Source organism: Eggerthella sp. (assembly GCF_048329335.1).
In the GTDB taxonomy this organism is placed as follows: Bacteria; Actinomycetota; Coriobacteriia; order Coriobacteriales; family Eggerthellaceae; genus Eggerthella; species Eggerthella lenta.
The window spans coordinates 1-12,703 of sequence record NZ_DBFEGU010000405.1; the positions used below are offsets into that span (position 1 = coordinate 1).

At 64.6% G+C, this 12,703-nt stretch carries 10 protein-coding genes; 2 read left to right on the top strand and 8 right to left on the bottom strand.

Annotation, left to right across the window (positions count from 1 at the left end; translation table 11 throughout):
• Window positions 1-237: 237 nt before the first annotated feature.
• Genes nrfD through ACMO6A_RS12555 form a run of 4 tightly spaced genes read right to left on the bottom strand, consistent with a single transcriptional unit; the run spans window position 238 to window position 4,572 of the window.
• Window positions 238-1,104, bottom strand: coding sequence for an NrfD/PsrC family molybdoenzyme membrane anchor subunit (gene nrfD / locus ACMO6A_RS12540; protein ID WP_009306066.1), 867 nt, complete (start codon window positions 1,102-1,104; stop codon window positions 238-240).
• Window positions 1,105-1,110: 6 nt separating this feature from the next.
• Complete coding sequence (locus tag ACMO6A_RS12545; protein ID WP_009306064.1) at window positions 1,111-1,647, bottom strand: 4Fe-4S dicluster domain-containing protein; 537 nt, start codon at window positions 1,645-1,647, stop codon at window positions 1,111-1,113.
• 1 nt (window position 1,648) lies between these two features.
• Window positions 1,649-3,844 (bottom strand): molybdopterin-containing oxidoreductase family protein, encoded by a 2,196-nt coding sequence (locus ACMO6A_RS12550; RefSeq protein WP_086414993.1) that lies wholly within the window; start codon window positions 3,842-3,844, stop codon window positions 1,649-1,651.
• On the bottom strand, window positions 3,841-4,572 hold the full coding sequence (locus ACMO6A_RS12555; protein ID WP_009306060.1) for a molecular chaperone TorD family protein: 732 nt from the start codon (window positions 4,570-4,572) through the stop codon (window positions 3,841-3,843). The genes ACMO6A_RS12550 and ACMO6A_RS12555 overlap by 4 nt, the downstream gene beginning before the upstream one ends.
• 172 nt (window positions 4,573-4,744) lie before the next feature.
• Between ACMO6A_RS12555 and ACMO6A_RS12560 the strand changes: the two genes are divergently transcribed.
• Together ACMO6A_RS12560 and ACMO6A_RS12565 are read left to right on the top strand one after the other, a co-directional pair.
• The gene (locus ACMO6A_RS12560) at window positions 4,745-6,325 is read left to right on the top strand and encodes a response regulator transcription factor (protein ID WP_086414994.1); all 1,581 of its coding nucleotides are present in this window, start codon (window positions 4,745-4,747) and stop codon (window positions 6,323-6,325) included.
• Between the two features lie 5 nt (window positions 6,326-6,330).
• Window positions 6,331-6,990: an aspartate/glutamate racemase family protein gene (locus tag ACMO6A_RS12565; RefSeq protein ID WP_156996094.1), complete on the top strand. Its 660-nt coding sequence runs from the start codon at window positions 6,331-6,333 to the stop codon at window positions 6,988-6,990.
• Between the two features lie 37 nt (window positions 6,991-7,027).
• On the opposite strand, the gene ACMO6A_RS12570 is transcribed toward ACMO6A_RS12565, so the two are convergent.
• The 4 genes from ACMO6A_RS12570 to leuS all read right to left on the bottom strand — a co-directional run.
• Complete coding sequence (locus tag ACMO6A_RS12570; RefSeq protein WP_050792419.1) at window positions 7,028-7,675, bottom strand: SanA/YdcF family protein; 648 nt, start codon at window positions 7,673-7,675, stop codon at window positions 7,028-7,030.
• A gap of 208 nt (window positions 7,676-7,883) precedes the next feature.
• Complete coding sequence (locus ACMO6A_RS12575; protein ID WP_009608099.1) at window positions 7,884-8,945, bottom strand: NADH:flavin oxidoreductase; 1,062 nt, start codon at window positions 8,943-8,945, stop codon at window positions 7,884-7,886.
• On the bottom strand, window positions 8,942-9,811 hold the full coding sequence (locus tag ACMO6A_RS12580) for a hypothetical protein (protein WP_009607947.1): 870 nt from the start codon (window positions 9,809-9,811) through the stop codon (window positions 8,942-8,944). Before ACMO6A_RS12580 ends, ACMO6A_RS12575 begins: the two co-directional genes overlap by 4 nt.
• 383 nt (window positions 9,812-10,194) lie before the next feature.
• On the bottom strand, window positions 10,195-12,703 hold a 2,509-nt coding region (gene leuS, locus ACMO6A_RS12585; protein ID WP_418471353.1), incomplete at its 5' end, for a leucine--tRNA ligase.

The window sequence follows — 12,703 nt, forward strand, 5'->3', positions numbered from 1 at the left end:
CTCCAAACAGCAGGTCATCGACCTCATCGAGAAATACCGCTGACATCTCCCCCTCCCCGACGCCCCTCGACATCCGCGCGCCGTCGCTCGAAACGGTCGGTTTCCGCGACGATTCCGACCGTTTCGAGCGACAATCGACCCGCTGGATGCCGCGCGCAAAAAGAGACAGGCGCCGCGGAGGGGTGCGGCGCCTGTCAGGCAATGCTATGTCATGATGCCCGCTCGATACGGCGGCTTCTACAGGTACAGCACCGGCAGCGCCGACAGAACCACCAGCAGGCGCAGCATGAAGCCGCCCACCAGCACGCCCGCCTCGCCGATGACGCTGACCACCATCGAAGTCATCGAGGTCTCGACGCGCTTCGTGATGAACACCGGGTAGCCTTCGATGATGAACGGAGCCACCAGGCCCAGAAGCACGATGCCTCCCCAGAACGCCGGAGCGTACTGACCGGCCACGAGCGAGTACACCGACGCCGCACCTTCGACGCTGCCGGCGCTCACGATGACCAGCATCGTGGCCAGCACCACCATCTCGATGGCCGACAGGATGACATGCGACTTCTTGATCAGCCACATCTGCTCGAAGCGCTCGCGATCCACCAGCAGGCCAACCAGCGACGTGGCCGCAAGGCCGGCCGACAGCGCCGATACCACGAACAGGATGGGCAGCACCGCGTTGTTCCACAGCGGGAACGCCTTCACCACGCCCAGCAGGAAGCCGGTGTAGGCCGCCACGGCGAACGCGAACACGATGCCGATCCACGTGAGCCACTTCGGCACGCGCTTCTTCAGCACCTCCAGCAGCGCGGAAACCAGCGCCACCGGCATGAACACGCAGATGAAGTACACGCCCAGCGTCATCACGGAACCGGGGTTAGCGATGAGCCAGAAGAAGCGCAGCGGGTTGTGCAGGCCGGCTTCGGCGTCCAGCATCAACATGACCAGGCCGATCCCCAGGAAAATTGGGGCGATGATACGGCCGGCCACGCGCATCTTCACGCTCTCGGGATATTTCACCTCAACGAAAGCCGAGGTCAGGAAGGCACCTGCCGACGCGCCGGCCAGAAACAGGTACCATGCGATCATAGGTCCCCAAACCATGGTTCATCACCTCACGTAATAGATCTTGGATTCGGTCAGGTCGCCCGCGATAGGCTGGGCGTTCGTGCGGGCGATCTCGCGCGAGATGTCGCTGTCGGGATCGTCGAGGTCGCCGAACACGCGCACGCCCGAGATGCAGGTGCCCACGCACGCCGGCGGGTTGCCCGGCTCGCCCTCGTACCAGCAGAAGCGGCACTTCTCGATGACGCCGGTCTTCTCGATCTGGATGCGCACGCCGTAGGGGCACGCCGCCATGCAGTACTTGCAGCCGATGCACTTCTCCTCGTCTACCAGCACCACGCCGGATTCGGTGGTGTAGGTGGCGTGCGTCGGGCACACCTGCTGGCAGGGGGCGTTCTCGCAGTGCATGCACTGCACGGGCACGGTCTCGGCGTACACGCTGGGATACGTTCCCTGCTCGATCTCCTTGTAGCTGATGAACGCCTCTTCGGGTTCCAGCTTGTTGATCATCTGGCACGCCATGCGGCAGGCGTAGCAGCCCACGCATTTCTTGGTGTTGATGAGCATTCCGTAGCGGGTCATGTTACGCCTCCACCTTCCTCACCGTGACGGCCACTTCCTGGCTCATGGTGGCACCCGTGCCGGGCTCCATGTGGAACGGCACGAAATCGGTCATGTTCAAGCCGAACTGGTACGCGCGGCTCTGGTACGGCGACGATCCGCCGTAGTGCGTGGGCAGGAACACCACGCCCGGGCGCATGCGCTGCGTCACGCGCGCCGCCACCTGGCCGGTATGCTCGCTCGAGGCGATCTCGATCATATCGCCGTCGGCGATGCCCAGGTCGGCCGCATCCTGCGCCGAGATCCACGCGCGCTCCAAGCCGTACTCGCGCGAGATGGCGTTCATCGTGGCCACGTTCTGGGTCATCGTGTGCGAGTGGATGCCCTGCTTGCCGCCCACCAGGTAGAACTCGCCCTGTTTGGGCTCCACGAGGCGCGGCGTCCAGCCGATGACCGGGTTGAGGCCCGCCTCGCCCACCGCCTCGGACGAGAACTGGAACTTCTCAGTCGGGGTCTTGAACTTGGGGGTTTTGTACTCGAAACCGGGATCGGAAAGCTCCACGATGCCCTTCTCCTTGAGCTCGTCCAGGCTCACGCCCACCGTCTCAAGCTGGGCAGCCGCAAGCTCCTCCACCGTGAACGGAAAGTACTCGCCCACGCCGCACGCCTCGGCCAGGCCGGCGAAGATCTCGTCGCACGGCTTCGTCTCGGGGTGGATGGGCTCGAGCACCTGCGTGCGCATGGCCACGTAGTGCTTCTTGCCGCCGATGAACTCGGGCAGCTCCATGCGCTCGAGGTAGGTGCACTCGGGCAGCACGTAGTCGGACGCGAGCGCCGTCTCGGACATCTGCACGTCGATGGTGACCACGAGATCGGTCTTCTCCAACCCCTCGCGCCACACCTTCGGCTGGGCGTAGCCCTGCACGGCGTTGGAGTTGTAGAAGAACACGCCCTTCATAGCGCCGTCGAGCGCCGCCTGCAGCACGGCCAGGTTCGATCCCATGCCGCTGGGAGCGAGCGGGTACTCCTTGTCGCCCACGCGCTTGGCCTCGGGCTTCGGAGCGGAGGGGAACTTCTGCTTGTCGATGTCGCCCGCCTTCGGCGAGGACGTGAGCAGCGCGCCTCCCTTCGCGCCCCAGCTGCCCAGAAGCGCGTTCACCGCCGTCACCGCGCGGGCGGTGTCGAACGAGTTCTGATGCGCGCATCCGAACGCCGCGCGCCACGAAGCCTCGACGGCCGCGGCCGGAGCGGCCTTGGCAAGCGCCCGGGCGATCTCCTCGATGGTGGCCGCCGGCACGCCGCACTGCTGCTCGGCCCACGCGGGGGTGTACTCCTTGGCCTGCGCGGCGAACTCGTCGAAGCCCACGGCGTTCTGCTCGACGAACTCATGGTCGTACAGGTCCTCTTCGATGAGCACGTTGCAGATACCCAGCAGAAACGCCAGGTCGGTTCCGGGCTTGATGGACACCCAGTCGGTGGCGAAGATGCCCGAGTTGTTGAGGCGCGGATCCACGATGACGATGCGCGTGCCCTTGTCGGCCGCGGCGGCCAGGCTCTGCACCGACGAGGGGCGAATGCCGTCGCCGTAGCTGCGACCGATGAACACGACCATCTTGGAGTTGCCGAAATCGACCGAGAAGTTGCCCGTGCCGATGGTCTGCGCGAAGCCCGCCTCCTTCGAGGAGTTGCAGGCCGCGCCGTGCGTGTAGATGTTGGCCGAACCGAGCGCGTTGATGAAGCGCTTGGAGTACTCCTTGCCCGAAGGGCGCGGATCCTGGACGATTGCCAGGGCTTCGGGGCCGTTCTTGGCCAGAATGTCCTTCACCTTGGCGCCGATTTCGGAAAACGCGGTGTCCCAGTCGATAGCTTCGAACGAACCGTCGGCCGCGCGGCGCATGGGCTGGGTCAGGCGCTCGTCGGAATAGGCGATCTGCGCCACGCCGTGACCTCGACCGCAGATGGTGCCCTTGGCGTAGGGATGCACGTCGCTGCCGCGCAGCGTGAACAGCTGGCCGCCCAGCGTGGTGGCCACGAGGCCGCACTTGCTGGAGCAGCCGTTGCAGAGCGATGCGCCTTCTTTGCGCTCGTACGAGCCTTCGGCGTGAGCCACCTCGGCCTGCCATGCGCCGAGAGAGCACACGCCCGCGCCCGTCGCAGCCAGCGCCGCCGTGGCCGCCGACCCCTTGAGGAACGTCCGCCGTGTTACGGATGAGTTCATTTCGCTTCCTTTCTTTCCTCCCTTGTTGGTGCCGTTTTCGCCTCGTTCGGCGTCGGTGCGCCCTGCCCCGCATGTCGCGCGAGCTCGCCCAGAAGCGCAACGTACGCGCGCACCTGGCCGATGCCGCGCGCCAGAGCGGCGCGCTCCTCCTCGTCGAAGGCCGAAGCCGAGGCCGCCCGCTCCGCGCGCTCGTCGAGCGCCGCGTCGTAGGCGTCGAGCCAGTCGAAGTGATCCTGTGCAAGCAGGCGGGCAGCCTCCTTGTTGCCGGCTTCCATGTAGAGCGCAAGCAGCTCGCACAGAAGAGACAGGTGGTCGGGCATCGCCGCGAAACGCTTCGGAATCTCCACCTTAAGCGCTTCGTAGAGCGCCTGCACATGGCGCGCCGCATCGCCCAAGTACAGCCCTCGCGCTCCGCCGAACTGCGAGCCCGGCAAAGACGTCCACGGCTTGTAGAGCGATTCCACCGGCATGGCCGCAAGCGGCATGCCCGGCGTGAGCACCTCGCGCTCCACCATGCGGCGCGCGACGCTATCCACTGGATCGGGGGCGGTAAAGCCGTGAGCAGCGAGCAAGCGGCGAACGTCTTCGGACAGCCAATCGACTTGGAACCCGTTGCAGCACGAGCCCTCTTCGCCGGCCTCCGCTGCGTCGTCAATCGAGCCGGTCGCGAAAACCGGAGCGCACGCCTGTAATCCTATTACTATGGTATCATTTTGCCCGTCGATCATCGCAGCCCCCTTCCTTCGGCGTGGGCAATGCTATGATGAGGGTCTCGGGACAGTATCATCAATTATTGATGATTTGATTGTTTGCGCTGATGATAAGCTTTTCCAAGATGAAAGGGAGCCATGCGCCGTTCTCAGAGAAACAGGCGGCGCCAAGGACGAGGAGGGATTGTTCATGCCTGAACGCCTATCGCGCCCGCGCGATCGACGCAGCATGCGCATGGTGTGGAAAACGCTTCGTATACGCCACCTCGGCCTCGCTTTCTTCTGGGCATGCAGCATGCTCACGTTCCGCAGCTCCATCCTGCTGTCGGGGCCGGTGAACACCACGGGATATCAGACGCTCGTCGTGATCATCTCGTTCGTCGCGAACATGACCACGCTGTTCCTGGTGGCCTCGCGCACGGAACGCGACCACTCCTTCTACGACAAACTGCCCGCTTCGGCGTTCACGGTGAGCATCGTGACAGGGCTCGTGCTGATGACAGGCTCGGGCATGGCCGGAAGCGCCGGATTGCTGACGGAGACGATGGCCGTCGTCCCGCTCGTGCTGGGCTCCGTTCTAGCCGGCGTGGGATACGGCTACTTCTGGGGAAGCTGGGCCGAGTGCCTCGGGCGCATGCATCCGTCGCGCACTTCGTTCTATCTGCCCGTTGTGCTGTTGTTGACCGCGCTGTTGTTCGTCGCGTTCTCGTTCTGCTCGGAGGAGCTGGGGGTTCCGGCGCTGCTGCTCATGTTGCCGCTGCCCGTGCTCTCGCAGCTGTGCTTGACGCGCTGCAACCGCGAAGAAACCGACGATCGGCCCGCAATCACGGCCGACTCGGGGCGTTACCGCACGGCGCTCGGCTCGCTGGTCAGTCTCATCGTGGCCAGCCTCGTGCTGTCGTGCCTGTTCGGCTACGTGTGGCAGATGACCGTGGCTTCAGTCGACTCGGCTTACGAGGCTCACCGGCTGCCGCTTATCGCCAACATCGTGGCCGCCGTGGCGCTCATCGGGCTCGTGCTGTTCGCGCGACGCCGCACCGATCTGGCGCTTACGTTCAAGGTGATCGTGCCCATTCTCGTGGTGCTGTTCGCGCTCATGCCGATGTTCTGGAGTACGTACCCGGTGGAGCTCAACACGGTAATGAGCGCGTGCTACGGCGTATTCGACGTGATCATCTGGTATATGGTGGCGTCGACCGCATACGACTTCAGCGTGTCGGGCTTCGTGGTAGGCGGCATCGTGCGAGGGGTGTCCATCATCGCACGACTGGTGGGCATCGGCATCGGCTACGTGGTGATGCTCATCCCCGAAAGCCCATCCATGCTGGTCATCGGCGTGTCGGTGGGCGCGGTCTACGTGCTGGCCATGCTGGCGCTGTTCCAGCAGGGCGGCAATCGGTTCTCGTTTTTGAGCTTCGGCGCCAGCAAGGCGAAAGACGCCGAAGGGAAAGCCGCGGCCGTTTCGTGCGCAGCGGGATGCGGAGCCGCCTGCCCCCGCCAGCAGATCGCCTCCGCCGACGAAGCGCGAGGCGACGAATCCGCCTCCGAGCCCGACGGCGACGTGCTCGAGCAGATAGCCTCGTACTACGGGCTGACCCGCCGCGAAGCCGAGGTGCTCCCCTACCTGGCGCGCGGGCGCTCGGCCAAGGTGATCGCCGAGGCGCTGTTCGTGTCCGAGAGCACCGTGCGCACGCACACGCGGCGCATCCTGGAAAAGACCGCCCTGCATTCGAAGCAGGATCTCATCGACCTTATCGAAAAGTACGAGTGATCGCCATGGATACCGTTTTTCACCCCACCTGGACTGTAGGAGTCATCCGCGTCATCACGCAGGATCAAGAACAGGCTGACGCGCATGGGCTGCTCATCGAGCGTGCGTTTCCTCAGGTGCGCGTCGTGTCGCGCTGCATTCCCGATCAACCCGAGGGCGTGCACGATGCCGCTACGAAGCGCACTGCCGAACCTAAAGTGATTGCGCTTGCCTGTCAGCTGGTCGAACAGGAAGCGGACGGCATCATAGTGAGCTGCGCCGACGACCCCGGCGTAGCCGAAGCGCGCGCCATCGTGGGCGTGCCGGTGGTGGGCGCGGGCGAAAGCATGGCCACCGCCGCGGCGCTTCACGAGGGGCCGGTAGGCGTCATCGGCATCACGCCGGACGCGCCGCCCGCGTTCCCGCGCATCTTAGGCGAGCGTCTGTTGGCGAACCTCGTACCCGACGGCGTTCGCGACACGCGCGATCTGAACACGCCCGCAGGTCAACACGCCGCTGTCACGGCGGCTCGACGCCTGCGCGAAGAAGGCGCAGCGGTCATCGCGCTCGCCTGCACGGGGTTTTCGACTATCGGCTTGGCGCCGCAGCTCGAACGAGCCGTCGGCATCCCCGTCCTCGACCCGGTGACCTGCGAAGCGCAGGCGCTGTTGGCGCTGCTAGCGTGAGAATCGCGCGCCCCTGACGCACCTCTGACACTCCCCGTCAGCCCTCGGTGACGTCGCCGGACTGATCGAGGCTGATGGGGTCGCCCACGAACGTCGAAGGTACCTTGAACAGCGTCTTGAAGAAGTCCTTCGTGCGCGCGGGGATCTCGCGCAGATCGTACTGGAGCTGCTTGGAGTAGTCATGGTAGTCGCTGGCCACGCCGAGGGACTCGAGGCCAAGACCCTGCGCGGCGTACAGCGCACGATACAGATGATAGGTCTGGGTGGCCACCACGATGCGCTCGGCGCCGAACACGTGCTTCGCACGATACATGCTCTCGTACGTGGAGAAGCCTGCATGGTCGCAGAAGATGTCGTAGCTCGGCACGCCTTGGGAAATGGCGTAATCCTTCATAACCTGCACCTCGTTGTACGACACGGTGCTGTTGTCACCGCTCATGATGAGCTTCGGCGCCACACCTTCCTTGTAGAGCGCGATGCCGTCGTCCAGCCGATCCCGCAAGATGCCCGACGGCGTGCCGTCGGCGAACACGGATGCGCCCAGCACAACGATCGCGTCGGCATCGAAGCCGACCGCCGCTTGCGGCTCGACGATACGATCTTTGGTCGTGGCGATGGTCGCCACGTTCGTCGCCGCGAACACGGCGACGACCACGAGCATGCATCCGAGCATCAAACCCAGCATCGTCTTCAACCATCCATGTTTCTTGCGTCGCGTCATAAGCGTCGATGATAGCAAATCCCGCACCGAACCCGCTACGCATTCCGCGGCCGTCATCGAAACTTGAAGCCGATTACATGAGAATTGCGCGGGTTCGAGGAGACAAGGGAGACAAGGGAACGAGGTTTACGACTCATCGCGGGCTATGAGTCGTAAACCCCGTTCCCTTGTTTCATTCCAAGATGCAGCGATGGCCCGGCGTGGTGCTGCACTTATCGCACGAAACGCAGCGGGGCTTCGCCTGCGGATCGACCCGCCAGCGTCGCGCCAGTCGCGATTCGCAGATAAGCGGCCGACAAAGACCGAAACCCGCTATGCCGCCGGCGCTTTCAACAACAAGGCGCTCCATCGCATCGAGCCGCCGATTGCCTCCGGTAAGGATCAGGGGAATGTCGACCTCGCACGCAAGCCGCTTCGCATAGGGAGCGAAGAACGGCTCTCCATCGAAGTCGCGCACACGGCAGTTCCGCCAGTTCCCGCTCACTTCTATAGCCGACGCGCCGTGAGCCGCCAGCAGCTTCGCCGCTTCAATGCTGTCGTCCTCAGTCAGGCCGCCCTCCACGCCGTCGGAGCTGTTCAGCTTCACGATCAGCGGGAACGTCGCACCCACTCGCAAGCGCACAGCGTCGACGACCTCGACAAGGAAGCGGGCACGGTTCCGCAGGGCACCGCCGTACTCGTCGCGGCGCCTGTTGAGCAAGGGGCTCAAGAACTGGCTGAGCAGGTAGCCGTGCGCCGCATGCAGCTCGACGCCATCGAATCCGGCAGTTTGAGCACGGGCCGCCGCGTCGGCGAATGCTTGGGCGAGCTCATGCAGATCGGCAACCGTGGCCTCCACCGGCACGATGCCGGTCTTCGGGTTGGCGACGGCCGACGGCCCGAGGATGCGCCTGCTGGGCGGCTGGAGCTTCGTCGCCGAGCCGCCGTATACGATCTGCGATACGATAGCCGTCCCATGCGCGTGAGCCATGTCCGTCAATGCCCGGAATTCGGGAACGAACGAGTCGTCGTAGATGCCCAGCATCCGAGGATTCGGCTGTTCGTTTCGCATAACGCGTGCATACCCCACGATGATCGTACCTATCCCGCCATCGGCAAGCTCCTCGTAGATCGCCGTCAGCTCAGGAGTCATATGCCCACCGTCATCGGCTAACGCCTCGTAGGTGGCTGCTCGCACCAGTCGGTTTTTCGCCCGCAACGAGCCTATTTCCATCTCCTCGAACAACACGCTCATCGCGCATCCTCCTTGAGTGCGAATGTCTGCAACAACTCCGACCGCAATGCGCGGTGCTTGCGCGTGAAATCCGGGTCGCTGTACCGAAGCCGTTTGCCCGTCTGCTTGGCCAGCTGATGCGCCAAGCGATTGAACGCGCCGGCGTCCATCACCTGGCCGCGCGTCACCGTGACCACGGTGTAGCCCAACGCGATCAGCGTGCTGCGCCTTCGCGCGTCGCTGTCTTGCCGATCGGGGTCGACGTGGTACCGCGCGCTATCGTACTCGACGCACAGCTTCGCCTCCGGCCAGCAAAGATCGCATACGCAGTACGCGCGATCGGCCAGCCTTTTAGAGCTGGAAGGCACGTCGACACGATGGTTGATCAGCGGCTTCTCCAAACCGTAACCGCCCAGACCGTAGGGCAGGCACAGCATCATGGCAAGCATGGTCTCCATCGGCGAGGCTGCGCCGTCCTGGACGTACCGCACGGCACGAGCCGCCTTCTTGCAACCGCGCGCCCCGGATGACTGCTCGACAAAAGCAGCTAGCTTGGCCTTCGTCGTCAACGGGGCGGCACGGCGAACCACCGGGGCGCTCCCGACGAGGGCGTACGTGCCGCACAACTCGAATCCCAGCTGAATCAGCTGGACGAGCGACAGGCAACCCGCCATCTGCAGGAAGCAGAATTCCGGCGCGCTCATCAAAAACCCCTCGCCCGCTTCGGCGAATGCAGTGTCGGGAAACGGGCTTCCCCAGGTATGCGTGACCACTCCCTCGGTTTCGGTGCGAACGCATGCATCGGCAATCAGCACGTGCAAGGGAAGGGCGCATCCTGCAGGACGCCGATTCCCTTCGCCTATGCGGGGCTTCTCCTTCGCCGCCATCACGGCGCGGGCCCGTCTCGTAGCGGCTCGGCGCTGGCGACCCGTTCGCAAGAAACGTTCGCCCACCGTGCGCCAATATTCAAGCGCCGATATATGTCCGATAAGCATATCCATGAACGCACGATACCACATTCTGGCATGAATTTGCGGGTAGGGGAATCATCCGGCCGTCAGGTTGCCGGTCGCGAGGGGCCGACCTGGCCGTACGCTCGTCCCACTCGCTCAAACCTGGCCGATTCGGCCCCTATCATTCCCCTACCCGTGAATTTGTGCCAAAATCAGCCAGCCCGCGTTCCGAATACAGCGAGGGCGGCCCGAATACCCGAGCCGCCCTCGCATTCCTATGCCACAACGCGCGCACCCGCAGGCGCGCCGCGCGTCCTCTACTTCGCGACGATGTTCACCAGGCGGCCGGGCACCACGACGACCTTCTTAACGTCCTTGCCCTCGAGCGCCGCTTCGACGGCTGCAAGGCCTACGGCCTTGATGTCGTCCTCGGCAGCATCGGCGGCCACCATGATCTTGGCCTTCACCTTGCCGTTCACCTGCACAGCCAGCTCGACCTCGTCAGCCTTGGCCTGCTCGGGATCGAATTCAGGCCACGGCTGCGTGTGCACCGAACCGTCCTTGCCCAGCACCGCATGCCACAGTTCCTCGGCCCAATGCGGCGCGAACGGAGCCAGCAGCTTCACCAACACCTCGGCCACCTCGGCATCGACCGCCCGCGACCCCTCGCAACCGGCACGCTCTTCAGGCGAGCACTTGCGCAGATAGTCGCTCGCCGCGTTCGTCAGCTCCATGATGGCGGCAAGCGCCGTGTTGAAGTTGTTGCGGTCGAAATCGTCAACGACTTTGCCCACCACGCGATGGCGCTCGCGCACCAGCTGTTCGAGCGCTTTGATGCCCTCGTCCTCGGACGCGCCCGGCTGGTACAGCGTTTCCTCGTCGGCGGCTCCCATCAGGTCGTTCACGATGCGCCATGCGCGGTTCATGAACTTGTAGATGCCCGCCAGGCCGCCCTCGTCCCACAGCAGGTCCTTGTCGGGCGGCGCCATGAACAGGATGTAGGCGCGCACGGCGTCGGCGCCGTACTCGGCGATCATGTCCTCGGGGGCGATGACGTTGCCCTTCGACTTCGACATCGTCTCGCCGTGCTCGTCCTTCACCATGCCCTGGCACAACAGGTTCGAGAACGGCTCGTCGAACTCAAGCAGCCCCAGGTCGCGCAGTACTTTCGTGTAGAAGCGGCTGTACAGCAGGTGCAGGATGGCATGCTCGATGCCGCCGATGTACTGGTCGACGGGCATCCAACGGTTCGCCTTCTCGGGCGCGAACGGCAGCTCCTCGTTGTGCGGATCGGTGTAGCGCAGGTAGTACCAGCTGGAGCATGTGAACGTGTCCATCGTGTCCGTCTCGCGCTTCGCCGGGCCGCCGCATACCGGGCACGTCGTGTTCACGAACGCCTCGTGCGTGGCAAGCGTCTCGCCTGCGGCCAGGTCGATGTCCTCGGGCAGGCGCACCGGAAGGTCCTCCTCCGGCACGGGCACGAGGCCGCATTCCGGGCAGTGCACGGCCGGGATGGGGTTGCCCCAGTAGCGCTGACGGCTGATCAGCCAATCGCGCAGGCGGAACTGCACGGTCTTCTTGCCCTTGCCCTCGGCCGCGAGGTCGCCGATGATCGCATTGACGGCGGGCGAATGCTTGCCGCCCACCATGCCGGTGTACTTGCCGGACTGCACCAGCACGCCCTCGGCATCGTAGGCCGCTTCCCAATCGACCGACGTCACGCGGCGCTCCTGCACGCCGTTGAGCTGGGGATACAGCGGATCGTCCTCGCCGAGGATGATGGGGATGATGGGCAGGTCGTACTTGCGCGCGAACTCGAAGTCGCGCTGGTCGCCGCACGGCACGGCCATGACCGCGCCGGTGCCGTAGTCGCTGACGATGTAGTCGGCCACCCATACGGGCACCTTCTCCCCGTTCACCGGGTTCACCATATAGCGGCCGGTGAACGCGCCGTGCTTCTCGCGGTCGCCCTGGGCGCGCTCGACGGCGCTCACCTTGGCGGCGCCTTCCACCACCTCGCGCACGGCGGCTTCGTATTCAGTGCCCTCCACCAGCTCCATAAGACCCTTGTACTCGGGCGCCAGCAGGAAGAACGAGCAGCCGAACAAGGTGTCGGGACGCGTGGTGAACACGGTGATCACGTCGTCGGCCGTCGGCTCGGCAGGAGCCTCGCCGTCGGGCCCGCACAGCACGAAGTCGATTTCGGCGCCTTCGGAGCGGCCGATCCAGTTCGCCTGCATCTGCTTGACGCGCTCGGGCCAACCGTCCAGCTGGTCGAGGTCGTCCAGCAGCTCCTGGGCGTAGTCGGTGATCTTGAAGTACCACTGCGTGAGGTCGCGCTTCTCCACCGCGCCGTGGCAACGCCAGCACTCGCCCTCGGTGACCTGCTCGTTCGCGAGCACCGTCGCGCAGTTCGGGCACCAGTTCACCGGGCTGTTGCGGCGCTCGACCAAACCGCGCTTCCAGAACTGCAGGAAGATCCACTGGCCCCAGCGGTAGTACTCGGGGTCGCACGCCACCACGGTGCGGTCCCAGTCGTACGAGAAGCCCATGCGCTTGAAGCTGGCCTTCTGCGTGTCGATGTTGGCGTAGGTCCATTTGGCCGGATGGCTGTTGCGCTTGATGGCCGCGTTCTCGGCCGGCAGGCCGAACGCGTCCCAACCCATGGGATGCAGCACGTCGAAGCCGCGCATCTTGTAGTAGCGCGCGACGACGTCGCCGATGGTGTAGTTGCGCACGTGTCCCATGTGGATGTCGCCCGAGGGGTACGGGAACATCTCGAGCACGTACTTCTTCGGCTTCGAGGGATCCTCGGTCACCTTGTAC

Excerpts from the sequence above, each read along its gene's own strand:
- ACMO6A_RS12570 (WP_050792419.1), bottom strand. The coding sequence starts at position 7,675 with ATGCTGGGTTTGATGCTCGGATGCATGCTCGTGGTCGTCGCCGTGTTC.
- ACMO6A_RS12545 (WP_009306064.1), bottom strand. The coding sequence starts at position 1,647 with ATGACCCGCTACGGAATGCTCATCAACACCAAGAAATGCGTGGGCTGC.
- ACMO6A_RS12565 (WP_156996094.1), top strand. The coding sequence starts at position 6,331 with ATGGATACCGTTTTTCACCCCACCTGGACTGTAGGAGTCATCCGCGTC.
- ACMO6A_RS12550 (WP_086414993.1), bottom strand. The coding sequence starts at position 3,844 with ATGAACTCATCCGTAACACGGCGGACGTTCCTCAAGGGGTCGGCGGCC.
- ACMO6A_RS12575 (WP_009608099.1), bottom strand. The coding sequence starts at position 8,945 with ATGAGCGTGTTGTTCGAGGAGATGGAAATAGGCTCGTTGCGGGCGAAA.
- ACMO6A_RS12580 (WP_009607947.1), bottom strand. The coding sequence starts at position 9,811 with ATGGCGGCGAAGGAGAAGCCCCGCATAGGCGAAGGGAATCGGCGTCCT.
- nrfD (WP_009306066.1), bottom strand. The coding sequence starts at position 1,104 with ATGGTTTGGGGACCTATGATCGCATGGTACCTGTTTCTGGCCGGCGCG.
- ACMO6A_RS12555 (WP_009306060.1), bottom strand. The coding sequence starts at position 4,572 with ATGATCGACGGGCAAAATGATACCATAGTAATAGGATTACAGGCGTGC.
- ACMO6A_RS12560 (WP_086414994.1), top strand. The coding sequence starts at position 4,745 with ATGCCTGAACGCCTATCGCGCCCGCGCGATCGACGCAGCATGCGCATG.